We start from the raw sequence: 26546 nt of genomic DNA, 5'->3' as shown, positions 1-26546 counted from the left end.
GTAAGCTCGAATCATGAGTGTTGTCCGCCCAGCCACAGTGTCCGACGTCCCCGCGATCCTGCAGATGATCCATGAGCTTGCCGTCTATGAAAAAGAGCCCGACGCCGTGAAGAACACGCCGGAAATGCTCACCGAGGCCTTGTTCGGCGAGAATCCACGGGTGTACGCGCACATGGCGGAAAACGCGGCAGGAGACGTCCAGGGATTCGCTTTGTGGTTCCTGAACTACTCCACGTGGGAAGGCGTCCACGGCATCTATCTCGAGGACCTCTACGTCACGCCCGATGCCCGGGGCGAAGGCCACGGGAAGGCGCTCCTGCAGCACCTGGCCGCCACCGCCGTCGAACGCGGTTATGCACGGGTGGAATGGAGTGTCCTGGACTGGAACGAACCGTCCATCAACTTCTACCGCGGCCTCGGAGCGGTGCCCATGGACGGCTGGTCGACCTTCCGGCTGACCGGCGAAGCGCTGGGTGCCTTCGGCAGCGACAAGGTCATGGCTCGTGGCTGAGCGCGTGGTTGAAGGCGTGGCGCACACCATCCGGGCACGTCACGAATTCCGGGGCGTCCGCACCACCGAACACTTCTTCGCGGTCCCCCTCGACCATTGGGCGTCCGCAGGTGTGGAAGCCGACAGCACCGCGGAAACGATCACAGTCTTCGCACGGGAGTTCGTCTCCGCCGAGCACTCGGAGGAGGACACAGCCCAGCTACCGTGGTTGCTCTACCTCCAGGGCGGGCCCGGCGGACGCGGAACCCGGACCACCTCCCTGACCGGCTGGATGAAGGCTGCCGCGAGGAGTTTCCGCATCCTGATGCTGGATCAACGCGGCACGGGCCTGTCCACGCCGGCGGACCGAAATACCTTGCCGCTCCGGGGCGATGCCGCCGCACAGGCAGACTACCTCACGCATTTCCGGGCGGATTCGATCGTGGCCGACGCCGAACTCATCCGCAAGACCCTCGGTTCGGAACCCTGGACCGTCCTGGGCCAGAGCTTCGGCGGTTTCTGCGCGCTGACCTACTTGTCCTTCGCGCCGGAAGGTTTGAGCGAAGTGCTCATCACGGGAGGTCTGGCGCCGCTGGAAGGTCCGGCCGAACGCGTCTACAAGGCGACTTTCCAACGGGTCGCGGAACGCAACGCGGAATACTTCGGGTGGTACCCGGAGGACCGCAAGCGGGTCACCCGGATCGCGCGGCATCTGGAATCGACGGACGAGCGGCTGCCCAGCGGAGAACGCCTCACAACGGAACGCTTCCAAATGGTGGGATCGTTCCTGGGCGGGAACGCCCGCGTGGATGCCCTGCACACCCTCCTGGAGGACGCCTTCGTGCCGTCTCCGGCGGGCGAACGCCTCTCCGACGCCTTTCTGGAACAGGTCTACGGCCTCGTTTCCCGGGCATCGAATCCCCTGTACGCGGTCTTGCACGAGTCCATCTACGGACAGGGGCAGGCGACCGGCTGGGCGGCGTGGCGGGTGAGCGGGGAGTTCCCCGAGTTCCATCCCGACGCCGCGGAGCCGCTCCTGACGGGCGAAATGGTCTACCCCTGGTACTTCGAACAGGATCCAGCGCTTGTGCCCCTGCAGGAAGTGGCTGCGCTGTTGGCCAACAAACAAGACTGGAAACCGCTCTACGATGTGTCCCGGCTGAAGGCGAATACTGTGCCGGTCGCGGCAGCTGTCTACCGCGACGACATCTATGTGGACTTCCAGCTATCCATGGAAACCGCGGCCGCCGTCCGCGGACTGCAGGCCTGGACCACAGGGGATTTCCATCACGATGGAATCGGCGAAGACGGGGAAGGAATCTTCAACCGGCTCCTGGGGATGGTGCGCGGCAAGAACTGAGGTTCTGCTGTTCAGCTCAGGCCGCCGGCCGTACTGCCGGACGCTTCACCGAAGCCGCGACGACGGCCAGCACGACGACGGCCACGGCACCGGAAGCCATGTTCAGACCCTCGTAGCCCACCCAGCCCAGCACGAGCCCGGAGAAGCCTCCGCCCAAGGCACCGGCAGCCCCCATGAGTGTGTCTGAGACTCCCTGGACCATGACGCGTTGCTGCCGCTCGACGCTCTCGGCCAACAGGGTGGATCCTGAAATCGTCGCGGCCGACCACCCTAGGCCGAGCACGACGAGCCCCACCGTGACCAGGGCCGGGTCCTGCTGCCCGAAGCCGGCCACGGCGACAGCCACCGCCAGCAGCACGAAGCCCAGCACGATCGTCTGGATCCGGCCCGCCCTGTCCGTCAGCCACCCCATCAGCGGCGACAAAGCGAACATGCCGGCGATGTGGAGGGAAATCGTAAATCCAATGATCACCAGGGCGTCGGTACCCATGGCATGGCCGCCCTCGTGACCCACATGGCCCCCAACCGGCGCGGTAGAGACGAGCTCCTGCAGGTGCAACGGCGTCATCGACATGACCGCCACCATGATTCCATGCGCCGCAACCACCGCAGTCAGGGCCAGTTTGGCGCGCGGAGACGCCCGCACGGCCTGGAATCCGGCAGTCAATGAACGACGTCGGGGCCCTCCTGCTTCGGCACGGTCGCCAGCGCTTCCGCCGTCGTCGTGCGTCCCCTCGGCCAGGCGCCTAGCCAGCAACAGCGGGTCGGGGCGCAGTGCGCCCATCAGTATCACCGCGGCCAGAAGGAGGCCGGCAACGGAGAAGACGAATGGCCCGGAGATTGCGGGCAGGCCCAGAGCTTCGCCCACCGCAGCGCCAGGTTGGATGAGGTTCGGACCGGCCACGGCGCCGATGGTGATTGCCCAGACAACGGTTGCAAGCGATCGTCCGCGGTGCTCCGGTGCGGCGAGATCGACGGCGGCGAATCGCGCCTGGAGGTTCGATGCCGTGCCGAGACCCAGCAGGGCTGCACCAAGGAGGAGCACCGCGAAAGCCCCCGTAGCCGCCGCGACAATCATGAAGATTGCCCCAAGCATCGCGGCCAGGAGACCGGTGACGAGTCCGGCACGGCGCCCCCTGCGCTCGGCAAGACCGGCCAGGGGCAAAGCAGTGACGGCACCGGCGAGCGTGAGGATAGTGGTGACCGATCCCGCCCAGGCGCTCGATCCACTGAGCTGGACGGCAAGCAACGATCCGATGGACAGGGTGGCGCCGTTGCCCACACCGCTCAGCAGTTGTGCGGTGCTCAGCAATCGGACTGTGCGTCGCTGTACTGCTGCCGGATCGAGGGTCATCGGAGAGGTCAACGCCATGCCAAGAGCATATCTCCGCCAAACGCTGAGCCCCGGCCACAGTAAGGGCCGGGGCTCCGAAACGTTCCGCAGTTGACCCGTGTTAGTTGCCGCTGACTTTGTTCATGCTCTTGCGGGAATCTTCTTCGAGCCGGGCATCCAGCTTGGACTTGCTGCCCGCCGGGGTCAGGAGGCTCGCGACAACCGCCACGACGATGGTGCCGAGGATGACCGCGAGGGACACATAGGTCGGGATCTCCGGAGCCCATTCGATGTGGTGGCCGCCGTTGATGAAGGGCAGTTCGTTGACGTGCATGGCGTGCAGGACCAGCTTGACGCCGATGAAGGCGAGGATGATCGACAATGCGTGCTTGAGGTAGATCAGCCGGCTCATGAGTCCGCCAAGCAGGAAGTACAGCTGGCGCAGGCCCATGAGGGCGAAGATGTTGGCGGTGAAGACGATGAAGGCGCTCTGCGTCAGTCCGAAGATGGCCGGAATGGAGTCCACGGCGAACAGGAGGTCCGTCATGCCGATGGTCACGAAGACGATCAGCATGGGAGTGAACAGTTTCTTGCCGTTGACCGTTGTCCGAAGCTTGCCGCCGTCGAACTTCTCCGACATCGGGACAACTTTGCGGATACGGGCGATCAGCGGGTTTTCGGCACCGTCTTCCTCGTCTTCGCCGTTGTCCGTGGCTTGCTTCCACGCGGTCCAGAGCAGGAACGCGCCGAAGATGTAGAAGACCCAACTGAACTGCTCAATCACCACGGCACCCAGGGCAATGAAGATACCGCGCAGGACGAGGGCGATGATGATGCCCACCATGAGCACTTCCTGCTGGTACTTACGGGGCACCGAGAACCGCGCCATGATGATGATGAAGACAAAGAGGTTGTCGATACTCAGGCTGTATTCGGTCACCCAACCGGCGATGAACTGGCTGCCATGCTCCGGGCCGGCAAAGGCGAACATCGCTCCGGCGAACACCAAGGCGAGGGTGACGTAGAAAGCGACCCAGAGGCCTGCTTCCTTCATGGAGGGTTCGTGCGGACGCTTGACCACCAGGAGAAGGTCGACAAGGAGGATGATTCCGAGAACGACGAAGGAGCCGATCTCAAACCAGGCGGGGAGTTGCATCTAAAATGCCTTTCGCAGGTACGCCAAAACGGCGTAAGTCTCTCCGACCTGCCTGCGTCTCCATGCCCGAAGGCAACAACGCTCAAACGGCGATCCGCTAGGCCCGGCGAGGCGTCTGTGCCTTGCGTGTTGACGGACGTAGCGCTTGGGATACTCCCCTACGTAGCCCCAACTTTACCCTAAGCGTGCCCGGCGGACTGCATTTGGCGGAGTTCGCGCTTGAGGTCGCCCACCTCGTCACGGATCCTCGCAGCGATCTCGAATTGGAGCTCAGCGGCAGCCGCGTGCATCTGCTCGGTCAGCTGTTCGATCAGGCCCACGAGGTCTTCGGCCGGCGCCGCGGCCAGGCCATCTTGCCGGACCTTCGAAGCGCCCTTGCCCTTACCGGTCCGGCCGCCCTTTCCGGCTGCGGCCAACAACTCGCGGGTGTCGGCGTCTTCGCGGGCAAGCTGATCGGTGATATCTGCGATCTTCTTGCGCAACGGCTGTGGATCGACCCCGTTGTCCGTGTTGTACTTGACCTGGATTTCCCGGCGGCGGTTGGTTTCCTCAATGGCCTTCGCCATCGAGTCCGTGATCCGATCGGCGTACATGTGGACCTGGCCCGAGACGTTTCGGGCGGCGCGCCCGATGGTCTGGATGAGGGAGGTGGCCGAGCGGAGGAATCCTTCCTTGTCGGCGTCGAGGATGCTGACAAGTGACACTTCGGGCAGGTCGAGGCCCTCTCGGAGCAGGTTGATGCCCACCAGGACGTCGAAGCTGCCCATGCGGAGCTCCCGGAGCAGTTCCACGCGACGGAGGGTATCGACGTCGGAGTGCAGGTATTGGACCTTGACCCCATGGCCCAGCAGGTAGTCGGTCAGGTCCTCGGCCATGCGCTTGGTCAAGGTGGTGACCAGGACGCGTTCGTCGCGCTCCACGCGCGTCCTGATTTCGCCAAGGAGGTCGTCGATCTGGCCTTTGGTCGGCTTCACGATGACTTCGGGATCGATCAGTCCGGTAGGGCGGATAATCTGTTGGACGAACCCGTCGGCCTTGCCCAGCTCGTACTTGCCGGGGGTCGCGGAAAGATAGACGGTCTGGCCCACCCGTTCCAGGAATTCATCCCATTTGAGCGGCCTGTTGTCCATGGCCGAAGGAAGCCGGAAACCGTGGTCCACGAGTGTGCGCTTGCGCGACATGTCGCCCTCGTACATGGCGCCGATCTGTGGAACCGTGACATGGGATTCGTCAATGACCAGCAGGAAGTCGTCCGGGAAGTAGTCGATGAGGCAGTGCGGGGCCGTGCCGGAGCCGCGGCCATCGATGTGGCGTGAGTAGTTCTCGATGCCGTTGCAGAAACCCATTTGTTGCATCATCTCGAGATCGTAGGTGGTGCGCATGCGCAGCCTCTGGGCCTCCACCAGCTTGTTCTGGCCTTCGAGGACCTTGAGCCGCTCCCCGAGCTCGTTCTCGATGGCGGTAATGGCGCGGGACATGCGTTCCGGACCGGCGACATAGTGCGAGGCCGGGAAGATGTACATCTCGGTTTCCTCGCGGATGACGTCGCCCGTTACCGGATGCAGAGTATAGATGTTCTCGATCTCGTCGCCGAAGAACTCGATGCGCAGGGCCAGCTCTTCGTACATGGGGATGATCTCCACGGTATCTCCGCGGACCCGGAACGTGCCGCGGTGGAAGTCCATGTCGTTGCGGGTGTACTGCATGCCGACAAACTTGCGCAGGAGATCGTCCCGGTTCATTTCGGCGCCCTTGGTGAGCGTGACCATCCCGGCGATGTATTCTTCCGGGGTGCCCAGGCCGTAGATGCACGACACGGTAGCCACAACGATGACATCCCTGCGGGTCAGCAGCGCGTTGGTGGCCGAGTGCCGCAGCCGCTCCACCTCCTCATTCACGGAGGAGTCCTTCTCGATGAAGGTATCCGTCTGGGGGACGTAGGCTTCAGGCTGGTAGTAATCGTAATAGGAAACGAAGTACTCCACCGCGTTGTTGGGCAGCAGCTCCCGGAACTCGTTGGCGAGCTGCGCGGCCAAGGTCTTGTTTTGGACCATCACCAAGGTGGGCCGCTGCACTTGTTCGATCAACCAGGCGGTGGTGGCACTCTTGCCCGTACCGGTGGCGCCGAGCAGGACGACGTCTTTCTCGCCGTTGTTGATCCTTTCGGTCAGCTCGGCGATTGCGGCCGGCTGGTCACCTGCCGGCTTGAATTCGCTGATGACCTCAAAAGGCGCGACCACACGGTTGATCTCCTGGGCAAGACTCATGAATCCAATGTACCCCCGCCCGCGGACAGTTACTGTCCGCGTTATCCGGTGGAACCGTCACCTCCGCCTGGCCTGGTCCAACCGTCGTCGAGTCGCCCCATGATGGAACGGAACATCTTGACGGCGAACCACACTCCTGCCCCAAGCCAGGCGGTCCATGCCAACCAGAAAGCTGTGCCCGGCACGAGGACGCGCCACGTCGCCGGCTGCGTTCCAGCGACGAACTCCTCGCGGCCGCCGGCAAGGAACCACAGCAGCGCGGCCCCGGCAATGAGGACGACGCCGCCCCACGCCAACGCACGAACGGCGCCGAGCCGCTGTCCCTCAAGGTGCGGCGTGATTCTCCGTTTCGGGGCCATGCCTAGCCTTGCGCCATGGAGTACGACGGCGGCTGCCAACCGCTGCTGCTGGCCCAGGCATCCATGAGCGGCCACGCGACCTCGGTGAACCAGGGCTCCTTGGCTTCCGCATACGCCAGGGTCCGGCCGTCACCGGCGTACTGCGCGGCAAGCTCTTGCTTCAGGGCCGCATACATTGCCACGGCCTCGGGGTTGGCGCGGAGCCAATCCCGGAACAACAACGCATAACGCCAGCCCGGGCTTCCAAGCACCCGGACATGGACATTGGCTGCCCGCCCGGGGTCCGCGTTGGCATGGAAGCGCTTTTGCCAAGCCGATGGATCCAAGTCCGGTGGCTTGGGTGTGTCACGGGCAGAGGCCTCCCGCAACGGGAATCCTGCCTCACCCAAGACCCCCGCTATCCGGTCTGCGGCCTCAAGCGAGGACACATTGACCTGCAGGTCGATGATGTCTTTTGCAAGAAGGCCGGGTACCGACGTCGAACCGATGTGGTCTGCGCCCAACACCTCCGGGGATGCCCGCCGGATCCGGGCAAGCAGCCGCCCGGCCTGGGCCGGCCAGTCGGGGTTTGGCGGCCGCAATACAGGTCCGCCGGCTCGTGGGGCCGGACGGCCCGCCGCGAGGTTGCGGGCAAACGGCACCAATCGTTCTTCCCAGAGGGTTTCCACCAGCTCGGTGACTTCCTCCACGGTTCCGGAGTTTTCCAACACGATGTCGGCCGCGGCCAGCCGTTCCTCCCGGCTGGCTTGCGCGGCCATCCGGGACACCGCGTCCTCCGCTGTCATGCCTCGGATCTCCGTCATGCGCCGGATCCGTTCCTCGTCCGGCGCATCGACGACGAGCACCAGGTGGAAGCTGCTGCCCTGCCCGGTTTCGACCAGGAGTGGAATATCCTGGACGACGATGTCGCCGGGTTTCGCGGTCGCGAGCATCGCCGCAGCCTTCTCCCTGACCCGGGGATGGATGATCGCGTTGAGCGCTTCGCGGCGATCCAGCTCGGCGAAGACGATCGCGCCGAGGCGTGCCCGGTCAAGGCGCCCCTCGGCGTCGACGATGTCTTTACCGAACTCGGCCACGACGTCCGCCAAGCCCGGAGTGCCCGGCTCCACGACCTCGCGGGCCAGCGCGTCGGCGTCGATCAAGACAGCGCCCAACTCCCTCAGCCGGGCGGACACGAGCGATTTGCCGGAGGCGATCCCGCCGGTAAGTCCAATCTTCAGCACCCCTCCACACTAGACTGGGTCGGTGGCAGAACAGGAAGAAAGCCGGGCGACCGCGTACACAACATTGGCGCCGGGAGACGATTTCCGCCACGAACTCGAGATCAAACGTTCGCGCTTCATCACGGTGCTGCGCCGCGCTTCCGACGAGGACGCCGCCCGCGCCCTGGTGGCGGAATTGCGCAAGGAATTCCATGACGCCCGGCACCACTGCTCGGCATTCGTCCTCGGTCCGGACCGCGTCATCCAGCGGTCCAACGACGACGGCGAACCCTCCGGAACAGCTGGCATCCCCATGCTTGAGGCGCTCATCAAACGCGAGACCTTGCCTGGGGTGGCTGACCTCAGCGACGTGAGCGCCGTCGTCGTGCGCTATTTCGGTGGGATCCTCCTGGGCGCGGGCGGACTGGTCCGTGCGTACTCCGAATCGATCTCGGCCGCGCTGGACTCCGCTCCCCTGGTCCAGCGCCGCCGCCTGCGGATGTGCGACATCCCCGTGCCCCACCAAGCGGCCGGGAGGCTGGAAAACGATCTGCGCTCCGCGGGCTACGTCATGGCCGAAACTAGCTACGAGCCCTCGGAGACAATCCTGCGCGTGGCGCTACCCGATGATCCTGGCGCAATCGCGGACGCCGGTGAGCGGCTGGCATCCCTGACCGGCGGCGCCTCGGGCCTCCAGTTGCGGGGAACGGAATGGGTCGACGTCCAGGCCTGAGCACTCGCGCTAGGGACATGCCCTCCCCTGTCCCGTGGGGAGCCGGGCAAGAGGGACGCGGGTGAGAGGCACAGGCAAGCAGGCAACCAGTGCAAGGGGGTTAAACAAAACGGCTCCTGCGATTCGTGAATGAATCGCAGGAGCCGTTTTGATCCGGCCCGGAAACCCGGGCCAGTGGCAATTAGTTGCCGGTCAGCTTCTCGCGCAGAGCGGCGAGTGCCTCGTCGGATGCCAGGGTGCCCGCGTTGGACTCGGTGGCAGCCGGCTCGGAGGAGTAGCTGGTGGTGCCGGAGTCGCTCTCGCCGGAAGCGGCAGCAGCGGCGTCGTCAGCAGCGTGCTGGGAAACCTGCTTCTTGTGAGCCTCCCAACGTGCCTGGGCGTCAGCGTACTGCTGCTCCCAAGCGGCGCGCTGCGTCTCGTAGCCCTCGAGCCATTCGTTCGACTCGGGGTCGAAGCCCTCGGGGTACTTGTAGTTGCCCTCTTCGTCGTACTCGGCGGCCATGCCGTACAGAGCCGGGTCGAACTCGGTGCTCTCAGCGTCAACGCCCTCGTTAGCCTGCTTGAGGGAGAGCGAGATGCGGCGGCGCTCGAGGTCGATGTCGATGACCTTGACGAAGAGCTCGTCGCCAACGGAGACGACCTGCTCAGCAAGCTCAACGTGGCGGACAGCCAGTTCGGAGATGTGAACGAGGCCTTCGATGCCGTCTTCGACGCGGACGAACGCACCGAACGGAACCAGCTTGGTGACCTTACCCGGAACAACCTGGCCGAGGGCGTGGGTGCGGGCGAAGGTCTGCCACGGGTCTTCCTGCGTGGCCTTGAGGGACAGGGACACGCGCTCGCGGTCCAGATCCACTTCGAGAACCTCGACGGTGACTTCCTGGCCAACCTCCACAACCTCGGACGGGTGGTCGATGTGCTTCCAGGACAGCTCGGAAACGTGAACGAGGCCGTCTACGCCGCCAAGGTCCACGAATGCACCGAAGTTGACGATGGAGGAAACGACGCCGGGACGAACCTGGCCCTTTTCCAGCTTGTTGAGGAACGTGGAGCGAACCTCGGACTGGGTCTGCTCGAGCCATGCACGGCGGGAAAGAACAACGTTGTTGCGGTTCTTGTCCAGCTCGATGATCTTGGCTTCGATCTGCTGACCGATGTACGGAGCAAGGTCGCGGACGCGGCGCATCTCGACGAGGGATGCGGGCAGGAAGCCGCGCAGGCCGATGTCGAGGATAAGACCACCCTTGACAACCTCGATGACGGTACCGGTGACAACACCGTCTTCTTCCTTGACCTTCTCGATGTCGCCCCAGGCACGCTCGTACTGAGCACGCTTCTTGGAGAGGATCAGTCGGCCTTCTTTGTCTTCCTTGGTGAGCACCAGGGCTTCGACCTGATCGCCAACGGAGACGACGTCCCCGGGGTCAACGTCGTGCTTGATGGAAAGCTCGCGGGAAGGGATGACACCTTCGGTCTTGTAACCGATGTCGAGCAGAACTTCGTCGCGGTCAACCTTGACGACGATACCTTCGACGAGGTCTCCGTCGTTGAAGTACTTGATGGTGGCGTCGACAGCTGCGAGGAAGTCCTCAGCGGTACCGATGTCGTTGATCGCGACTACGGGGGTACCGGGCTTCTCGGTGGAGGTGATGGTCATGTAGTAGGGGCTCCGTTGTGGATAGAGTATCGGTCAGGCAAACCGCCCGCTTCCCGTTGCCGGTCCGCAGGACACGGCAAAACGCCGGGTCATCCTGAATTGTGGATTGTAAATTTGCGCGCACGTAGTATGCGCCCGTTCATTCTAGTCGTTTGCCTCAAGGAGGGTCAAAGCGGCAGCGTGTCACCAAGCCGCGCGAACGTCACGCCACGGTCCAGCAGGCCCGGAAGGGCGCGGGCATAGCCCTCCGCGGTACCGCCGGCGGGCTGGTTGAAATGCGAGATCACAATCTGGCCGGCGCCGTGACCTGCGGCAATTTTCCCCACTTCGCCCGCGACCGTCGGTGCCGGGAAGGTCGCGCCGCCGTCGCCGTTCACCGTGAAGCTCACGGGTACCAGTCCGAGGGCATTGGTGATCGCCGCCGCGACGTCGTCGTAGTAGGCGGTTCCGGCCCGGAAGAAGCGTGGGGCTTTGCCGGAAAGCCGCTCCATGACCTCTTGGTTGCCCATGATTTCGTCATACACTTCACCCGCATTGGCGGTGCCCGGGATTCCGTACGCCGAGCGTCCGTTGACCGATAGGGGCTGGTGCCGGAAGCCGTGGTTGCCGAGCTCGAACAAAGGATCGGCCGCGAGCTCGGCCGCCAGCCCGGGATTGGCCTTGATCCACCGGCCATTGACGAACAAGGTGGCGGGAACGTTGAGCTTGCGGAGGGTCTTGAGCAATCGTTGATCGCAGTCCGAGCCTTGGGGGCCACCGCAAGCATCGAACGTGAGGACCGCATGCGTCGACGCCGTTTTCGAGACCACGCCGGGGACCCCAAGACCCCATTCGACGGGCTTGCGCGCGGAAAATTCAGCTACAACCTGGGACCTCGACGGCGGCACCGGCCGCGTTTCGGGCACCACCGGATTCTGGCCGGCCTCGTCCACGACCGGCGTTGAAACCGTTGCGGGGCGTGGCGCGGGGGCGGCTGCCGGTTGTTGGGCGCAGGCCGCCAGGCCGGTCATCGCGAGTCCGGCGGCAGCCGCCAGCAAGGACCGCCGGCCCGGCAGCCCTGATGGGCCGGAGGAGTGGCCCCCCGGCTGGAATTCCCCCATGGAATCCTCTTCTGTTGTAGATCGAGTGTGTGGGTGGAGATGCGCCTAGAAGTGCGTCAGGCAATGGGCTGGACGTTCGACGGCGAACATGTGCCGGGCAGCCAATGCTGCTCCTGCCGTGTGCTCGCGGATCCGGCCAGCCGAAGCCAAGGTTACAGGATTGACGGCACCCAAATAGACAGACCCCAAATCGGTGACGTCCATGCTCAGGTCAGGGCTCCCGCCATCCGCCGCATTGACGGTGACAACGCCGCCGTCGGACGTCAATTCCCAGGTACCGTCGGCAAAACCGAGCGCATCCCGGATCTGCAGGACCAACCGTCCATCGGCGCCGTAGCGGCGGGCTGACAAGGCTGCAGGGACGTCCAGGACGCGCAACCACAACATGTCGCGGTAGTCGGAAGACGCAATGCAGCGTCCGTCCTCGAGCGCCCATACGAGGGGGTCTTCAACGGGAGCGTCGGGCCAGGAGACCTGTTCGACGAGATCGATGCTGCCCAGGAATTGCCACAGTTCCAGGTACGCGGAGTCCGTCGCGGCGACAAGGTCCACGATTTCCACCGTGTACGGCTTGGTGTCCCAGCCGGCGAACTTGTATGACACGTAGCCGTCGATGATGCCGTCCGGTGCATAGTGGAGCGCACATTTGATGGCCTTGTCTTCGCTGCCGTCGCGAGTCATCGCCCCGGACACGTGATGGCGGTAGGAGTCCTGCCTCACGATGGACCCCGGCGTACGGTGGTGGACCTGTTCGAATACCTCGGGCGCTAGGTCCAGGAGGACGCGTGGATCGGCGATCTCCACCCGGCCAACGGGCTCATGACGGATGCGGAACTTCGGACCGGTGTCCACCTTGATGCTTCGCTCGAAGGTCGCGACGCCGAAACCGAAGCGGCCGTAAATGGACGCTTCGGATGCGGTCAGTGCGGCCATGGCGAAGCCGCCGTCCTTGGCATCGGCGAGGTCGGCGGTCATCATCCCGCGCAGGATCCCATGCCGCCGGTGCGTTCCGCGCACGGTGACCGCGGTGATCTGGCGCGTCCGCAGCTCTTCGCCGAAGCCAACATTCAGCTTGTTTTCCAGCGTTCCAAATGTCGCCACCGGAAATCCCGGGTTGAGCGCATGCAACGGAGGTTCTTCGTTGACGTAAACACCGGTCAACTCACGGTTGTCCGCTTGGTACATCGCGAGAATCTTGTCGATGAGCTCATCGCTACGCTGCTCGTCATGGAATCCGAAGCCGACGGCGCGGAGCCAATCACGGGCTTGTCCGTAGTCCGGGTTCTCCTTGCCGACGGAACGAAAGCGCTTGACGTTGTACTTTTCGTTTGTTTCCTTGGGATCAGCCACCTCCCGAGCCTAGCCAGACAGCATGGGGGCACGCCACCATATCGGCGGCGTGCCCCCATGCAGAACGGCTATAGAGGCCGGCGGGCCCGCTAGTGCCCGGCGTCGTACCAGCTGGAGCCGACGCCTACCTGCACGTCGAGCGGTACCGTGAGCTGGGCCGCCGTCCCCATTTGTTCGGTGACGAGCTTTTCGACGGCTTCGCGTTCGCCGTGGGCGACCTCGAGGACGAGTTCGTCGTGGACCTGCAGCAGCATCCTGGACTTCAGCCCCTGGCTGGTCAACTCGGCCGAAACGCCGAGCATGGCCCGCTTCATGAGGTCCGCCGCCGAACCCTGGATCGGCGAGTTCAGTGCAATGCGCTCGGCGATCTCGCGGTGCTGGCGGTCCGTGCTGGTCAGGTCCGGAAGATAGCGACGGCGGCCTTCGATCGTGGCGGTGTAGCCGTCGATCCGGGCCTGCTCCACCACGCCGCGCAGATAGTCGCGCACGGCGCCGAAGCGGTCGAAGTAGTCCTTCATGAGGGTCCTGGCTTCGTCGACCGAGATTTCCAGTTGCTTGGACAGGCCGAACGAGGTCAGTCCGTAGGCCAACCCATAGGACATGGCCTTGACCTTGGAGCGCATGGCACTAGTGACGTCTTCCGGTGCCACGTTGAAAATGTGCGAGCCCACATAGCGGTGCAGGTCCTCGCCGTCCTTGTACGCCTGGATGAGGCCTTCATCGCCGGACAGGTGGGCCATGATGCGCATTTCAATCTGCGAGTAGTCGGCAGACAGCAGGCATTCGTAGCCCTCACTGACAACGAAGATTCCGCGGACCCGCCGGCCTTCCTCGCTGCGCACCGGGATGTTCTGCAGATTGGGGTTGTTCGAGGAAATACGCCCCGTGGCCGCGACGTTCTGCGCGTACGTGGTGTGGATGCGGCCGTCCTCAGCCACCGATTTCTTGAGGGTCTCCAGCATTTGGGCCAGCTTGGAGGATTCCCGGTGGGCCATGAGCTGCACCAGGAACTCGTGGCCGGTCTTCTCCAATAGGGCCTTCAGCGAGGCGGCGTCCGTCGTATAGCCGGACTTGATCTTCTTGGTCTTCGGCAGGCCGAGCTCTTCGAAGAGGACGGTCTGGAGCTGCTTGGGCGAGCCAAGATTGACCTCGTGGCCGATCGCGGCAAATGCTTGCTCCTGGGCGTTGTCGATCACCTTCGCCAGGTCCGCGAGCTGTTCGTTCAGGCGTTCCGTGGAGATGGCAATGCCCGACAGTTCCATCTGGGCCAGGACCCGTGCGACCGGCAGCTCCAAGGTGGTCAGGAGCGCCTCGGCCTTGCGTTCGGCGAGCTCGCTTTCGAAGTGCTTGCTCAGTGTGTGCACGACGGCGGCCTGCTGGACGAGCGCGCTGGCGGCGGCCCCGTCCGGCCCATCACCAAGATCGAGTTCCAGCTGGCCGGCTTGTACAGCCGCAGCCGCGACGGTGATCCTCAGGTGGTGCTGGGCGAGCTCGGCGAGTTCGTAGCTGCGGCGGTCCGGCTGGATCAGGTAGCCCGAAATGGCAGTGTCGTCCACCACGCCTTCCAGGCCGAGTCCACGGTGGTTCAGGGCCTTCAACGCGTCCTTGAACTCGTGCATGACCTTGGCTTCTTCGGGGTCTTGAAGCCACTTGGCAAGGACGGCATCGGCCGCCGCGTCCAAGGATGACAACTCGATGTAGGCCGCCCCGTTGGCACGCACGATGGCGAGGGCAGAGGCGTCGTCACCGATCCGCCCGGGAACCAACTGCACGGCGACGGCGGCACGGCTCCCCGTACCGGCGGCGAAGAACTCCTCCAGGGCGGCGGCGTCGTCCAGGATCTTGTAGTCGGGCGCGTCGATGGTTTCGGGGGGCGCGCCAGCGGTGTCGTCGCCATAGAGTGCGAACAGCCGGGCGCGGAGGGTCTTGAATTCAAGGGTGTCGAAGAGAGTCTCGACCTCCTGGCGGTTCGGGCGCGGCTCCTCGAGTTCCGCGAGCGTCACAGGGAGCTCAAGGTCTTTGAGCAGCTGGTTGAGGCGGCGGTTCCGCTTGACGGCGTCGATGTTTTCCCTGAGGGCTCCACCGACTTTGCCGCCGATCGAATCCAGATTCTCCAGAATCCCTTCGAGGCCGCCGTACAGGTTGATCCACTTGGCCGCGGTCTTGGGGCCGACGCCGGGAACGCCGGCGAGGTTGTCGGCGGACTCCCCTACCAGCGCGGCGAGATCGGAGTAGCGGGACGGGGGAACGAAGTACTTTTCTTCGATCGCTGCCGCGTCCATGCGGGGAATATTGGAAACACCCTGTTTCGGGTACAGGACGAACACGTTGTCCGTGATGAGCTGGAAAGCGTCACGGTCCCCTGAAACCAGGAGGACTTCGTAACCTGCGGCCTCTCCCCGGGCCGCGAGTGTGGCAAGAATGTCGTCTGCCTCGTACCCGGGCATCTTGATGGTCTTGATGCCCCACGCTTCCATGACTTGGTCGATGAGATCGATCTGCCCGCGGAATTCCTGCGGCGTCTCGTTGCGGCCACCTTTGTATTCGCTGTACTCCGCCTTGCGGAACGTCGTGTCGTCCGAGACGTCGAAGGCCACCGCAACGTGGGTGGGCTTCTGGTCCTTGATGAGGTTGATCAACATCGAGGTGAAGCCATGCACGGCGTTGGTGTGCTGGCCCGAGGATGTGGCGAAGTTCTCCGCCGGCAGGGCATAGAACGCCCGGAACGCCATCGAGTGACCGTCGAGGACCAGGAGCCTCGGCCGGCCACCGGCCGCCGTGCCCGCAGTGGTTGTTGAAGGGTCTGGTGCCGTTGCGGTGGCAGTTGACACTGCGCTTGCGGTTGCCGTTGACGTTGCCGTTGGAACTGAGTCCGGTTTGGTTGTTTCGCTCACAGGTGCCAGCCTAGTTGCCATGATGGACAATTTCACGCCGGGCCCGTTCACCGACGAACTCAATGCGGCCGGCGTTCCGCAAGAGTTGCATGGTTGGCTTTCCCGCTATGGCGTGGGTTCCCTCGTAACGAAGATGGGCATCAAGTTCCTGGAACTGAGCCCTGAACGGACCGTTGCCACCATGCCGGTCGAAGGCAATACCCAGGTTGCCGGCATCCTCCACGGCGGAGCCCACGTGGTCCTCGCCGAAACCCTGGGCTCCTTCGCGGCAGCCCTGCATGCCGGAGCCGGGCGCCACGTGGTGGGAATCGAGGTGGGCGCAACCCACCATCGCTCCATTGCGAGCGGCCTGGTCACCGGCACTTGCACGGCCATCCACTTGGGCGGCACGCTCGCCACCCATGAAATTGTCATGACCGACGATCACGGCCGGCGACTCTCAACTGCCCGGATCACCAACATGATCCGGGAGAACAGGGCCCGCTGAACCGGCACGCGCGGGGAACCTGTAGCGCACCTCTACTGCCGCGCTACCCAGGGTGCGGGAGGAGACCAACTCGAGCGGCGCCGTCGGGCTTTCAACAGGCAACAAGCGCTTGCCGGAACCCAAAGCGACCGGGATCAGGGTGACAATCATCTCGTCCAGCAGGCCGGCCTTGGCGAACTGGGCCACGAGGTTACCGCCGCCAACCAGCCACACGTTCTTGTCGCCGGCGTCGGCAATCAGGTCCGGCGCGAATTCCTCAACCTCGCCACGGACGAATGTGACGTCCGCGCCGGGCGGCGCGGCGTATTCGCGGTGGGTGAAGATCCAGCATGGAACACCTTGGTAGGGCCACTTGCCCGGTTCGTGTTCCATGAGCCAGCGGTACGTTTGGCCGCCCATGACAATGCAGCCGATGCCCGCCATGAAGTCTTCATAGCTTTCGGTGACGCCCTCGGCCTCTTCGAACTGGAGCAGCCAGCCAAGATCGTCTTCTTTCGTGGCGATGAACCCGTCAAGCGAGGATGCCACGTAGTACTGGAAATCCGCCATGGCCCCACCCTACCCATCAGGCAGCAGCGTTCACAGCTACTTCGAGAAGTACGGAACGATCAGGTAGATCCCGAAAAGCACGGCGATTCCGCAGGCCGCAAAACAAGCGTAGGCGAGCGACCGGACCATGCCCGGCGATTTCTGCCGGGCGTCGCCCGCGATGGCGGTGAGGCGGACACCGAGCGAATACAGCACGACGAGGAGAACGGCCGCCACAAGGGTCGCGCCGGCTACCTCCACCAGATCAAACCACTTCATGCCTGGATGTCCTTACTCGCGCTTTTGCTCAGGTTCTGTTTTCTAGCCTTCTTCTTGCGGAAGCGGACTGCGGTGCCGGCTTCCTCGACTTCGACGGCGTTGTGGTGGCCCACGTGCGATTTCCTCGAGTAAATGAACATGTAGACGACGACGGCGGTGCCCACGACTGCGGCGATGACCACGCCGACGGTACCGGTGCCGATGAGGAACGCCGTCAAAGCGCCCACGATTGCGGCCGCAGGGAGGGTGAAGAGCCAGCCGGTGGCGATGCGCCCCACCGTTCCCCAGCGCACCGTGGTGCCCTTGCGTCCGAGTCCCGAGCCGATGACCGAACCGGAGGCCACCTGCGTGGTGGAGAGCGCGAAGCCGAGGTGGGAGGAAGCGAGGATGGCTGATGCCGTGCTGGCTTCCGCGGAGAAGCCCTGGGCTGGCTTGACGTCGGTCAGTCCCGAGCCCATGGTCCGGATGATGCGCCAGCCACCCGCATAGGTTCCGATGGCGATGGCGAGTGCGCAGGCCCCGATGACCCAGAGCTGCGGGCCGCTGCCGGCCGGCTGGGTTCCGGCGGCGATCAGGACGAGGGTGATGATGCCCATGGTCTTTTGCGCGTCGTTGGTACCGTGGGCCAAGGCGACGAGGCTCGAGGTGAAGATCTGGCCGGTACGGAATCCGCCGCGCTTCTGGGTCAGCTTGTCGCCGGTTTCGGGGTCATGCCGGGACGTCAGGAGGTAGGCCAGCTTTGTGCATAGATAGGCCACGGCACCGGCGAGCAGTGGCGAGAAGACGGCCGGAAGAATCACCTTCTGGAGCACGGTGTCGAAGTTGACGGCGTGGAATCCGATGCCGACGATCGCAGCGCCGATGAGGCCGCCAAAAAGCGCGTGCGAAGAACTGGACGGCAGCCCCTTGAGCCACGTGAACATGTTCCACAGGACGGCCCCCATCAGCCCGGCGAAGATGATCTCCGGCGTGATGTGGATACCGTCCGTGCCCTCGCGGATCAGGCCGCCCGAAATGGTCTTTGCCACTTCGGTCGAGAGGAACGCGCCCACGAGGTTGAGCACCGCGGCCAAGGCAACAGCCGTCTTGGGTTTGATGGCACCCGTGGCGATCGGAGTCGCCATGGCGTTCGCAGTGTCGTGGAAGCCGTTGGTGAAGTCAAAAAATAAGGCCAGCGCTATGACAAGCGCGACCATGAAGGTGATTCCCACCTGGTGCCCAATCTGCAGAGTCGATGATGCGCAGTTCCACTTCCCCGGGGCCTGCCCAACAAAAAACAGTTCAGCACGCGTTCATCTGACTGTACTGGCGGAATTAACTATGGCGGGCGTGAAACCTTAAGAATCTTACGTGCCATTGCCGGCATGGCCAAACATCGAATCATCCAAGGAATTGCCGAACAGCCGCGATATCGCTGCGTGACAGGCCCCGCCGCGGATCCGGTGAGATCCACAGCACACGGTTGCCGAGGAACTCGGCCCAGGACCGGGCAGCGGCTTCATGGTCCAGCTGATCGTCCATCCACACGATCCGTTCGGCTCCGGACTCCTGGACGTCCTTCTGCAAGACGTCCAGCTTCCACCAATCGGCAGTCTGGTCCCAACCATCGCTGGTCAAGACGGGCCAATGCTCGCCGTGGAGACCGATGGCGGGGCATAGGAACCCGGGCGCGAGCCGCTGCCACGTGGTCAACCATACAAACCTCGCCGCGGGGTGGGCGGCCAGGTCATTGAGTTCGTCAACCAGTTCGGAGGCGTAGACGACGTCCAGGATTCCGGCGTCGGCGATTTTCCATTCCGTACCCCAATCGGTGAAGCCCAGGGGACCGAAGGGGTTCACCACGCCGTCGACATCCAGATACAGCGACACGGTGGTCATGCAGCCCCCTCCCGGATGTGCCAACAAAGCCAGCGTAAGGCAAGCGCTTTGGAACGCCACCGGGACCGTCCGGAAATTCACTATCTTGACGTTCGTCACATAAGTGATAATCTCAATGCATGGAAAACCGCACCGGCCACTCCGAAGAGACCATCAGGGCCCGAGGGATCAGGCCCATCGAGGATTCGGTCCGCACCGACTTCAGCCAGGCCATGTCCTATGGCGGGTATCTGGACCTTGACCGCCTCCTCACGGCCCAGCACCCGTTGAGCACCCCGGAACACCATGACGAAATGCTGTTCATCATCCAGCACCAGACCAGCGAACTGTGGCTCAAGCTAATCCTGCATGAGCTTCTTGAAGCCCGCCGGCTCCTTGATATGGACAACCTTGCCAAAGCCCTCAAATGCATCGCACGCGTCAAGGCGATCCAGCGGACCATGACCGAGCAGTGGTCTGTCCTGGGCACGCTCACTCCCCGCGAGTATTCCGAATTCCGGCGCTTCCTGGGCAGTTCGTCAGGCTTCCAGTCCCACCAGTACCGCGGCGTCGAGTTCCTGCTGGGCAACAAGAACCGCGGCATGCTCCGGGTCTTCGAGAGCGATCCGGCGGCGCACAGCCAGCTCAGTACCCTCTTGGAGGAGCCGACCCTTTACGACGCCTTCCTCGCAGTGCTGGCGCGGGCCGGTTATGCCGTTCCGGCCGAAATCCTTGAACGTGACACGAGCGAACCGTGGACGTTCCAGAAGGATCTGGTACCGGTCTTCCAGGAGATCTACGAATCGGAAGCCACGCCATGGGGCTTTTACGAGGCCTGCGAAGACCTTGTGGATATCGAGGACAACTTCCACGCGTGGCGCTTCCGCCACCTGCGTACCGTGCAGCGGACCATCGGATTCAAGGTGGGCACGGGAGGCTCCTCCGGCGTCGACTTCCTCAAGCGGGCCCTTGACCTGACTTTCTTCCCGGAGCTCTACGCCGTCCGCACCGAAATCGGCAACTGAACATCAAATTCCAAGAAACCCCATCGCTTTCTTCAGGAGAGACATGAACAGCGTGCAACAAACGCAACGGCCGACGTCGGCAGAGCTCGACGCCGCGGATCCCCTCGCCGGGCAGCGTGAGGCCTTTTACGCCCCGTCGGACGGCCAGCTCACGGCCTACCTTGACGGGAACTCGCTCGGCAGGCCGCTCAAGGCGACATCGGCGAAGCTCGCGTCCTTCGTCGAGGACGCCTGGGGCAGCCGCCTTATCCGCGGCTGGGACGAACAGTGGATGGATGAGCCCACCGCAGTGGGCGACCGCATCGGCGTCGTGACCCTGGGCGCGGCCGCCGGCCAGGTGACCGTGGGAGACTCCACGTCCGTGATGCTCTACAAGCTCATCCGGGCAGCGGTCGACGCCCAAGCGGGCCGCGATGAGATTGTGGTGGACCGGGACAACTTCCCCACGGACCGTTTCATCATCGAGGGCATCGCCGCGGAGAAGGGCGCCACCATCAAGTGGGTCGCTTCCAACCCGGCCAGCGGCGTCCGGACCACGGACCTCGAGGGACTGCTCAGCGAGCGGACCGCCGTCGTCGTACTCAGCCACGTGGCATACCGTTCGGGTTTCCTGGCGGATGCCGCGGCGATCACCGCGATGGTCAAGGAAGCCGGAGCACTCATGCTCTGGGACTTGTGCCACTCGGTAGGCTCGGTGCCCCTCGAACTGGACGCCTGGGGTGTGGACCTTGCTGTTGGTTGCACCTACAAATACCTCAATGGCGGCCCGGGCTCCCCCGCGTTCGCGTACGTCAACGCGTCGCAGCAGGACCGACTGCAACAGCCGATCTGGGGCTGGATGGGCGCCGACAACCCCTTCGGCATGACGGAAAGCTACACCCCGGCCCGTGGGATCCGCAGCTTCATCACCGGAACTCCCCCGGTGCTGGCCATGCAGCCGCTCAAGGACATGGTTGAGCTGATCGCATCAGTGGGCATGGATGCGGTGCGGGAGAAGTCCATCAAGCTGACGGAGTACGCAGTCGCCTTGGCTGAGGACATGCTGGCCCCCCTCGGCGTCGAGATTGTCAGCCCGCGCAACACCGCAGAGCGTGGCTCGCACATCACGGTGGACCATCCCTTGTTCGGCGAGGTGACCCGGACGCTTTGGGAGCGGGGTGTCATTCCGGATTTCCGTCCGCCGCACGGATTGCGGATCGGGCTCTCGCCGCTCAGCACCAGCTACGCGGAGGTTGAGCTGGGAGTGACCGCCATCCGGGACGCCCTGACCGAACTCCTGTGAGTGCCGTCCTCGACGACATGGACTCCCGGCCCGGGAGTACCACGTCGTTGCTGCGGACCGTCATCGGCTTATACCTGCGCGATGCCGGCGGATGGATGTCCTCAAGGCACATCATCGTCCTCATGGAGGCCCTTGGCGTGACCGCTGCCGTGTCCCGAACGGCCTTGTCACGGTTGAAAAAGAAGGAAATCGTCCTTCCTCAGCTCCGTGAAGGTGTTCCCGGCTTCGCCGTCACCGAGGGCGCCGCCACGATGCTTGCCCGCGGAGACCGCCGGATCTTCAACCCCCGCCTGATGTCCCCCGCGGACCGCTGGTGCCTCGTGTCCTTTTCCATTCCGGAAACGGAGCGGGAAAAGCGGCACCAATTGCGGCGGAGATTGCACTGGATCGGCTGCGGCACGGTGGCAGCAGGGCTGTGGATCTGCCCGGATTCGCTCAGGGTGGAAGTGGAGGAGATCCTCGAGGACCTGGGGTTGCGCGGAATGGCCACGGTGTTCGTGACGGACACCCCCTTGGTGGGCGGCAGCCTCCGCGAGGCCGCATCCGCATGGTGGGACCTGGACACCGTGGCAGAACTGCATCGCGACTTCATCCGGCATCATGGTTCCGCGGCGGACGACGGCGGCCAAGACAGCGGTTCCGACGGCGGCCCGGCCTCGGCCGAAACCTTCGCCCGTTACGTCCGTTGCATCGACCGCTGGCGGATCATTCCGTACCTTGATCCGGGGCTGCCGGCGGAATTCCTTCCCGAGGATTGGCCGGGCATGGCGGGAATCGCCTTGTTCGAGCGCTTGGGGGCCGCCTATTCACGGCCCAGCGCGGACTTCGTGCGGAGGACGCTGGAAGCTTAGGGGCCAAGAACGGGTGATCACTCCGGGCAGCAGGCGTACGCTGGAAGCATGAACTTCGCCGATGGTGGATGGTTCGCGAGGTTGTCATGACCCGTCCTTGGTTGCGTTGGTTGCCGGCCGCGCTGGTTCCGGTAGCCCTTGCTGCGGCGGCCCTCGCTGGTTCCTACCAGGCGGGAGCTGCGACGAGCCTGCCTCCTAAAACGGCAGAGGAAGTCATCGCGATGATCGGCCGGGCCGACGTCCATGCTTTGTCCGGAACCCTTCAACAGAGTTCCGATCTGGGACTCCCCCAGCTCCCCTCCGTCGGGCCAACGGCAACCCAAGGCCCCGCTTCGGTCATGGAACTGTTGAGCGGATCCCACACGGTCCGGGTCTACCTGGACGGCCCCGCCAAGGCCAGGTTCCAGGTGATGGACATGCTCGCCGAGCGCGACCTCGTCCGCAACGGCAACGATCTCTGGCTCTACAACTCGGCCGACAACAGTGCGGCGCACATGACGATGCCCGCCGAAACGGCCCGCGCTGCGGCCCCGCGCGCGACGCCGACTCCCGGAGCGATCACGCCTGATGTCGTCGCGCAGCACTTCCTCGCCGCCGTCGGGCCTACAACAGACGTGACCGTGGGCGACGGAACCACGGTGGCCGGCCGCACGGCCTACCAACTGGTGATCAAGCCGCGGAGTACCGGCACGCTGGTCGATTCCGTGACAATCGCCGTCGACTCCGCCTCCGGCCTGCCGCTCGGCGTCGAGGTGCGGGCACGGGGCCAGGCCGCGGCGGCCTTTTCGCTCGCGTTCACTGACGTGAGCTTGTCGGCGCCCGACGCCGCCCTGTTCAGTTTCACTCCGCCCCGCGGTGCCGCCGTGGAAGAGAAGGCAACCCCGCAACCGCGTACCCTCCCCGGTAAGACCGGGCAAGCACCGCAGGTAAAGGCAACCGGGGGCCGGCCAACAGTCACGGGAACCGGCTGGGACGCAGTGATCGCCATGCCCTCGGGGACCGTGCCCGCCGATGTCCGCTCGGCTCCGATGGTGGCCCAGCTCACCCAGCCGGTAGCGGGCGGCCGTGCAGTGACCACCAGCCTGGTAACTGTCTTGATGCTCGACGACGGCCGCGTCTTCGCGGGAATGGTGCCACTTGAGCGGTTGCAGGCCGCAGCCGCCACGAAATGACGGAGGCATCCCCGCCGGCTGAACTGGCGATAGAGACGCAAGGCCTCAGCAAGCGCTTTGGTCACCGGGCCGCCGTCGAGGGCGTCGACTTGGCGGTTCCGCGCGGTTCAGTCTTTGGCTTCCTCGGTCCAAATGGCTCGGGCAAGACCACCACCATCCGGTTGCTGCTTGGATTGGCGGCCGCCACGAACGGCCGCATCCGGGTTCTGGGTGGCGATATGCCGCGCCAACTGGCAACGGTCCTGCCCAATGTGGGCTCGCTCGTGGAAGGCCCGGCCTTCTACCCTTTCCTGTCCGGGGCGGCGAACCTTCGGCGATTGGACAGCGCCGATCTTCACGCATCCCCGCGGACCAGGGCCGCACGGGTGGATGAAGCGCTCGAGAGGGTGGGGTTGTCCCATGCCGCGGGCAAAAAGGTGCGCGCCTATTCGCTCGGGATGAAGCAGCGGCTGGGAATTGCACATGCCCTGCTGCGGCCGAGGGAACTGCTTGTCCTCGATGAACCCACCAACGGCCTGGATCCGCAAGGGACCCGGGAGGTGCGCGGCCTGGTCCGCTCCCTCGCCGCCGGGGGCACCACCGTGTTCGTCTCCAGCCACCTCCTCGCGGAAGTGGAACAGATGTGCACCCATGTGGGTGTCATGAGCGTAGGCAAACTCGTGGCGCAAGGAACCCTGCACGAACTGCGCGCCGCGGGAACGGCCACGATCCGGCTCCACACGCCCGATATTGAGGCCGCTGTCCGTGTCCTCTCCAGGCTGGGCCTGCAATCGGAACTGTCAGTGCCGCTGCCCGGATCGCACGGTGCCGATGGCCAGAGCCTCGTCAGCACCGGCCCGCCGGGGTACGGGGTGGCTCCCGAGGCGATCGTGGCTGCCCTCGTGTCCGACGGCGTCCGGGTGCGGGGCTTCGGCGTGGAGGACGCCAGCCTGGAGGAGCGCTTCGTCTCCCTGACCGGAGAGGGTTTCGACATTGCCGGCTGAACGCGGAACCGAATCTTTGCCCGGCCAGCCAGCGGCCCGGCCATCAAGCTCGTGGTCACTCATGGCCTCGGAGCTCTCGGTGCTGTTCAGGCGGCTGCGGACATGGGCCATGCTCCTCGCGCTCGCGGCGATCCCCATCCTCATTGCCGCGGCGGTCAAGCTGAGCTCGCATCCCGTGGCGCCAGGGCGTGGTCCGCCGTTCCTTGATCGCATCACCCAGAACGGGCTTTTTGTCGGCGTCACGGCAATGATCGTCTCCGTGCCCTTGTTCCTTCCCCTCACCATCGGAGTGGTGGCAGGCGACACGATTGCAGGAGAAGCGAACCTTGGCACGCTCAGGTACTTGCTCGTCGCCCCGGCCGGACGCGTCCGCCTCTTGTTGATCAAGTACGCGTCCGCCGCGGCTTTCTGCCTGGCAGCGACCCTTACGGTGGCCGCCGCCGGTGCGCTGGCCGGCGTCGCGCTCTTCCCGGTAGGTCCCGTTACCCTGCTCTCCGGCGACACGATCGGCGTCGGCGAATCAGTGGTGCGTTCCCTGCTGATAGCCGCGTACATTGCTGTGTCACTGTTGGGGCTCTCCGCCATCGGGCTGGCAATATCCACCTTCACGGACGTGCCGGTCGGGGCCATGGCCGCAACGATCGTCCTGTCCGTGGTGTCACAAGTGGCCGACAACCTGCCGCAATTGGAGTGGCTGCACCCGTGGCTGTTCAGCCACTACTGGTTGGGTTTCGCCGACCTCTTGCGCCAACCCATCTCGTGGACGAGCTTCGGCGACAATGCCCTGCTGCAGGCGGCCTACGTCGTGGCGGCCGGCGCGTTGGCTTATGGCAAGTTCACCAGCAAGGATGTCCTGTCCTGAAGCACGGCCTGCCCGTAAGCTCGTGGCATGGCAAGATTCTTCGATGTCCACCCGCAGGACCCCCAACCACGCGCAATTGCCCAGGTGGTGAATATCCTCCAGTCCGGCGGGCTCATCGCCTATCCCACCGATTCCTGCTACGCGCTCGGCGCACAAATCGGCAACAGGGAAGCCCTCGACCGGATCCGCTCGATCCGGCAGCTGGACAGCAAGCACCATTTCACCTTGGTCTGCAAGGACTTCGCGCAGCTCGGTCAGTTCGTCATGATCGACAACGATGTGTTCCGAAGCATCAAGGCCGTGACGCCGGGTAGCTACACGTTCATCTTGCCTGCCACCAAGGAAGTCCCCCGCCGCCTCCTGCACCCCAAGAAGAAAACGGTAGGCGTGCGGATTCCGGACCATAATTTTGTCCAGGCCCTCCTGGCCGAACTGGGCGAACCGCTACTTTCCAGCACCTTGCTGCTCCCCGACGAGGAGGAGCCGTTGACCCAAGGCTGGGAGATCAAGGAACGCCTGGACAATCTGGTGGAAGCCGTGATCGACTCCGGCGACACCGGCGCAGAGCCCACCACGGTGGTGGACTTCTCGAGCGGCACCGCGGAAGTGGTCAGGCGCGGCACCGGCGATCCCTCCCGATTCGAGTAAGCATGCATACCGCCGAATCCCATGTCACGATCGACGTCGACGGCACACCGATCTCCGGTATCTACGGCCGGCCGGACAACCCGGTCGCGACCCTCGTTCTCGCCCACGGAGCCGGGGCGGGCATGGAGCATCCGTTCCTGGGCGGCCTCGCGCACGCTTTGAACGACGACGGCGTCGCGACCTTGCGCTTCAACTTCCCCTACCGGGAAGCCGGCAAGAAGTTCCCCGACCGGCCTCCCGCGGCTATCGCGGCCTGGCGGGCCGTCATGGCGGAAGCCGCGTCCCGTTCGGAGGGAGAACCGCTGTGGGCGGCCGGCAAGTCCTTCGGTGGACGCATGGCGTCGATGGCAGTGGCCGAAGGCATGCCCGCCGAGGGACTCATCTATCTCGGCTACCCGCTGCACCCGCCCGGAAAACCCGAGAAGCTCCGTGATGAGCACCTTTACGGGCTCACGCTGCCGATGCTCTTCCTGCAGGGCACGCGGGACACTTTCGCGACGCCCGAGCTGCTCGAAAACGTGGTGGCCCGGATCGGCCGCGCCGCCACCATCGAGTGGTGGGAGGGCGGCGACCATTCCTTTGGCCGCGCGGGAGTCAAGAAGAGCGCTTCGGAGGTGGGGGCCTCATTGGCACCTCCCGTTTCAGCGTTCCTTCGCAAGAACCGCTGACCT

General features: G+C 64.4%; 25 protein-coding genes. 12 read left to right on the top strand and 13 right to left on the bottom strand.

The features are described 5' to 3' along the window. Positions 1–13: 13 nt before the first annotated feature. On the top strand, positions 14–511 hold the full coding sequence (locus AC1DJB_RS09185) for a GNAT family N-acetyltransferase (RefSeq protein WP_284988232.1): 498 nt from the start codon (positions 14–16) through the stop codon (positions 509–511). Continuing rightward, positions 504–1850, top strand: a complete 1347-nt coding sequence (locus tag AC1DJB_RS09180; protein WP_441437868.1) for an alpha/beta fold hydrolase — start codon at positions 504–506, stop codon at positions 1848–1850. Before AC1DJB_RS09185 ends, AC1DJB_RS09180 begins: the two co-directional genes overlap by 8 nt. A gap of 16 nt (positions 1851–1866) precedes the next feature. Here AC1DJB_RS09180 and AC1DJB_RS09175 read toward each other — a convergent pair whose 3' ends face one another. The 5 genes from AC1DJB_RS09175 to coaE form a co-directional block, all read right to left on the bottom strand. Further along, entirely contained in the window at positions 1867–3222 is a 1356-nt protein-coding gene (locus AC1DJB_RS09175) for an MFS transporter (RefSeq protein WP_441437867.1), read from the bottom strand. 82 nt (positions 3223–3304) lie between these two features. Further along, positions 3305–4339: a TerC family protein gene (locus AC1DJB_RS09170; RefSeq protein ID WP_059389293.1), complete on the bottom strand. Its 1035-nt coding sequence runs from the start codon at positions 4337–4339 to the stop codon at positions 3305–3307. Positions 4340–4518: 179 nt separating this feature from the next. Then, positions 4519–6606 carry an excinuclease ABC subunit UvrB gene (uvrB, locus tag AC1DJB_RS09165; protein ID WP_059389294.1) on the bottom strand — a complete coding sequence of 696 codons (2088 nt, stop codon included), beginning with the start codon at positions 6604–6606 and terminating at the stop codon, positions 4519–4521. 41 nt (positions 6607–6647) lie between these two features. Further along, entirely contained in the window at positions 6648–6965 is a 318-nt protein-coding gene (locus AC1DJB_RS09160) for a hypothetical protein (RefSeq protein ID WP_476910154.1), read from the bottom strand. A 2-nt stretch (positions 6966–6967) separates the two neighbouring features. Next, positions 6968–8188, bottom strand: a complete 1221-nt coding sequence (coaE, locus tag AC1DJB_RS09155; RefSeq protein ID WP_441437866.1) for a dephospho-CoA kinase — start codon at positions 8186–8188, stop codon at positions 6968–6970. 22 nt (positions 8189–8210) lie between these two features. Here coaE and AC1DJB_RS09150 point away from each other — a divergent pair, with 22 nt between their 5' ends. After that, positions 8211–8900 carry an IMPACT family protein gene (locus AC1DJB_RS09150; protein ID WP_284988237.1) on the top strand — a complete coding sequence of 230 codons (690 nt, stop codon included), beginning with the start codon at positions 8211–8213 and terminating at the stop codon, positions 8898–8900. 181 nt (positions 8901–9081) lie between these two features. Here the strand turns inward: AC1DJB_RS09150 and rpsA are convergent, their stop codons facing one another. From rpsA to polA, 4 genes are all read right to left on the bottom strand, one after another. Beyond that, a complete protein-coding gene (rpsA, locus tag AC1DJB_RS09145) occupies positions 9082–10557 on the bottom strand; it encodes a 30S ribosomal protein S1 (protein ID WP_284988238.1) in 1476 nt (491 codons plus the stop codon). A 167-nt stretch (positions 10558–10724) separates the two neighbouring features. Continuing rightward, a complete protein-coding gene (locus tag AC1DJB_RS09140) occupies positions 10725–11657 on the bottom strand; it encodes a polysaccharide deacetylase family protein (protein WP_284988239.1) in 933 nt (310 codons plus the stop codon). Positions 11658–11702: 45 nt separating this feature from the next. Beyond that, positions 11703–13007, bottom strand: a complete 1305-nt coding sequence (locus AC1DJB_RS09135) for a GNAT family N-acetyltransferase (RefSeq protein ID WP_307053002.1) — start codon at positions 13005–13007, stop codon at positions 11703–11705. An 89-nt stretch (positions 13008–13096) separates the two neighbouring features. Beyond that, positions 13097–15739: a DNA polymerase I gene (gene polA / locus AC1DJB_RS09130; protein ID WP_441437912.1), complete on the bottom strand. Its 2643-nt coding sequence runs from the start codon at positions 15737–15739 to the stop codon at positions 13097–13099. Positions 15740–15920: 181 nt separating this feature from the next. Here polA and AC1DJB_RS09125 point away from each other — a divergent pair, with 181 nt between their 5' ends. Further along, on the top strand, positions 15921–16388 hold the full coding sequence (locus AC1DJB_RS09125; protein ID WP_059389301.1) for a hotdog fold thioesterase: 468 nt from the start codon (positions 15921–15923) through the stop codon (positions 16386–16388). On the opposite strand, the gene AC1DJB_RS09120 is transcribed toward AC1DJB_RS09125, so the two are convergent. From AC1DJB_RS09120 to AC1DJB_RS09105, 4 genes are all read right to left on the bottom strand, one after another. After that, a complete protein-coding gene (locus AC1DJB_RS09120) occupies positions 16341–16937 on the bottom strand; it encodes a dihydrofolate reductase family protein (RefSeq protein ID WP_284988242.1) in 597 nt (198 codons plus the stop codon). The two genes, AC1DJB_RS09125 and AC1DJB_RS09120, sit on opposite strands and share 48 nt — an antisense overlap. Before the next feature lie 36 nt (positions 16938–16973). Further along, a complete protein-coding gene (locus tag AC1DJB_RS09115) occupies positions 16974–17195 on the bottom strand; it encodes a hypothetical protein (RefSeq protein WP_059389296.1) in 222 nt (73 codons plus the stop codon). Beyond that, entirely contained in the window at positions 17192–18406 is a 1215-nt protein-coding gene (locus AC1DJB_RS09110) for an inorganic phosphate transporter (protein ID WP_059389297.1), read from the bottom strand. The genes AC1DJB_RS09115 and AC1DJB_RS09110 overlap by 4 nt, the downstream gene beginning before the upstream one ends. Before the next feature lie 169 nt (positions 18407–18575). Further along, complete coding sequence (locus tag AC1DJB_RS09105; protein WP_441437864.1) at positions 18576–19073, bottom strand: HAD domain-containing protein; 498 nt, start codon at positions 19071–19073, stop codon at positions 18576–18578. A gap of 119 nt (positions 19074–19192) precedes the next feature. On the opposite strand from AC1DJB_RS09105, the gene kynA reads away from it, so the two are divergent. The 8 genes from kynA (at position 19193) to AC1DJB_RS09065 (ending at position 26543) form a co-directional block, all read left to right on the top strand. Then, positions 19193–20077, top strand: coding sequence for a tryptophan 2,3-dioxygenase (kynA, locus tag AC1DJB_RS09100; RefSeq protein WP_441437863.1), 885 nt, complete (start codon positions 19193–19195; stop codon positions 20075–20077). Positions 20078–20120: 43 nt separating this feature from the next. Then, positions 20121–21359 (top strand): kynureninase, encoded by a 1239-nt coding sequence (gene kynU / locus AC1DJB_RS09095; protein WP_284988245.1) that lies wholly within the window; start codon positions 20121–20123, stop codon positions 21357–21359. Next, on the top strand, positions 21356–22210 hold the full coding sequence (locus tag AC1DJB_RS09090) for a PaaX family transcriptional regulator (protein WP_332602104.1): 855 nt from the start codon (positions 21356–21358) through the stop codon (positions 22208–22210). The genes kynU and AC1DJB_RS09090 overlap by 4 nt, the downstream gene beginning before the upstream one ends. An 86-nt stretch (positions 22211–22296) precedes the next feature. Further along, positions 22297–23382, top strand: coding sequence for a LolA family protein (locus tag AC1DJB_RS09085; protein ID WP_441437862.1), 1086 nt, complete (start codon positions 22297–22299; stop codon positions 23380–23382). Then, a complete protein-coding gene (locus tag AC1DJB_RS09080; RefSeq protein WP_332602102.1) occupies positions 23379–24365 on the top strand; it encodes an ABC transporter ATP-binding protein in 987 nt (328 codons plus the stop codon). The genes AC1DJB_RS09085 and AC1DJB_RS09080 overlap by 4 nt, the downstream gene beginning before the upstream one ends. Before the next feature lie 61 nt (positions 24366–24426). Next, entirely contained in the window at positions 24427–25227 is an 801-nt protein-coding gene (locus AC1DJB_RS09075; protein WP_306959564.1) for an ABC transporter permease, read from the top strand. 27 nt (positions 25228–25254) lie between these two features. After that, positions 25255–25875, top strand: coding sequence for an L-threonylcarbamoyladenylate synthase (locus tag AC1DJB_RS09070; RefSeq protein ID WP_059389303.1), 621 nt, complete (start codon positions 25255–25257; stop codon positions 25873–25875). A gap of 2 nt (positions 25876–25877) precedes the next feature. Next, positions 25878–26543 carry an alpha/beta hydrolase family protein gene (locus tag AC1DJB_RS09065; protein ID WP_441437861.1) on the top strand — a complete coding sequence of 222 codons (666 nt, stop codon included), beginning with the start codon at positions 25878–25880 and terminating at the stop codon, positions 26541–26543. The last annotated feature ends 3 nt before the right edge of the window (positions 26544–26546 follow it).

It is taken from the genome of Arthrobacter sp. 01T428, from assembly GCF_056398685.1.
The sequence above is the reverse complement of the archived record's forward strand: the minus strand, read 5'-3'. Positions and strand labels throughout refer to the sequence as shown.

What these genes read in the sequence shown, in the direction of transcription:
- AC1DJB_RS09185 (WP_284988232.1), top strand. Translation starts at nt 14, where the DNA reads ATGAGTGTTGTCCGCCCAGCCACAGTGTCCGACGTCCCCGCGATCCTG.
- AC1DJB_RS09175 (WP_441437867.1), bottom strand. Translation starts at nt 3,222, where the DNA reads ATGGCGTTGACCTCTCCGATGACCCTCGATCCGGCAGCAGTACAGCGA.
- AC1DJB_RS09170 (WP_059389293.1), bottom strand. Translation starts at nt 4,339, where the DNA reads ATGCAACTCCCCGCCTGGTTTGAGATCGGCTCCTTCGTCGTTCTCGGA.
- uvrB (WP_059389294.1), bottom strand. Translation starts at nt 6,606, where the DNA reads ATGAGTCTTGCCCAGGAGATCAACCGTGTGGTCGCGCCTTTTGAGGTC.
- AC1DJB_RS09160 (WP_476910154.1), bottom strand. Translation starts at nt 6,965, where the DNA reads ATGGCCCCGAAACGGAGAATCACGCCGCACCTTGAGGGACAGCGGCTC.
- rpsA (WP_284988238.1), bottom strand. Translation starts at nt 10,557, where the DNA reads ATGACCATCACCTCCACCGAGAAGCCCGGTACCCCCGTAGTCGCGATC.
- AC1DJB_RS09140 (WP_284988239.1), bottom strand. Translation starts at nt 11,657, where the DNA reads ATGGGGGAATTCCAGCCGGGGGGCCACTCCTCCGGCCCATCAGGGCTG.
- polA (WP_441437912.1), bottom strand. Translation starts at nt 15,739, where the DNA reads ATGGCGTTCCGGGCGTTCTATGCCCTGCCGGCGGAGAACTTCGCCACA.
- AC1DJB_RS09125 (WP_059389301.1), top strand. Translation starts at nt 15,921, where the DNA reads ATGATGGACAATTTCACGCCGGGCCCGTTCACCGACGAACTCAATGCG.
- AC1DJB_RS09120 (WP_284988242.1), bottom strand. Translation starts at nt 16,937, where the DNA reads ATGGCGGATTTCCAGTACTACGTGGCATCCTCGCTTGACGGGTTCATC.
- AC1DJB_RS09115 (WP_059389296.1), bottom strand. Translation starts at nt 17,195, where the DNA reads ATGAAGTGGTTTGATCTGGTGGAGGTAGCCGGCGCGACCCTTGTGGCG.
- AC1DJB_RS09105 (WP_441437864.1), bottom strand. Translation starts at nt 19,073, where the DNA reads ATGACCACCGTGTCGCTGTATCTGGATGTCGACGGCGTGGTGAACCCC.
- kynA (WP_441437863.1), top strand. Translation starts at nt 19,193, where the DNA reads ATGGAAAACCGCACCGGCCACTCCGAAGAGACCATCAGGGCCCGAGGG.
- kynU (WP_284988245.1), top strand. Translation starts at nt 20,121, where the DNA reads ATGAACAGCGTGCAACAAACGCAACGGCCGACGTCGGCAGAGCTCGAC.
- AC1DJB_RS09085 (WP_441437862.1), top strand. Translation starts at nt 22,297, where the DNA reads ATGACCCGTCCTTGGTTGCGTTGGTTGCCGGCCGCGCTGGTTCCGGTA.
- AC1DJB_RS09080 (WP_332602102.1), top strand. Translation starts at nt 23,379, where the DNA reads ATGACGGAGGCATCCCCGCCGGCTGAACTGGCGATAGAGACGCAAGGC.
- AC1DJB_RS09075 (WP_306959564.1), top strand. Translation starts at nt 24,427, where the DNA reads ATGGCCTCGGAGCTCTCGGTGCTGTTCAGGCGGCTGCGGACATGGGCC.
- AC1DJB_RS09070 (WP_059389303.1), top strand. Translation starts at nt 25,255, where the DNA reads ATGGCAAGATTCTTCGATGTCCACCCGCAGGACCCCCAACCACGCGCA.
- AC1DJB_RS09065 (WP_441437861.1), top strand. Translation starts at nt 25,878, where the DNA reads ATGCATACCGCCGAATCCCATGTCACGATCGACGTCGACGGCACACCG.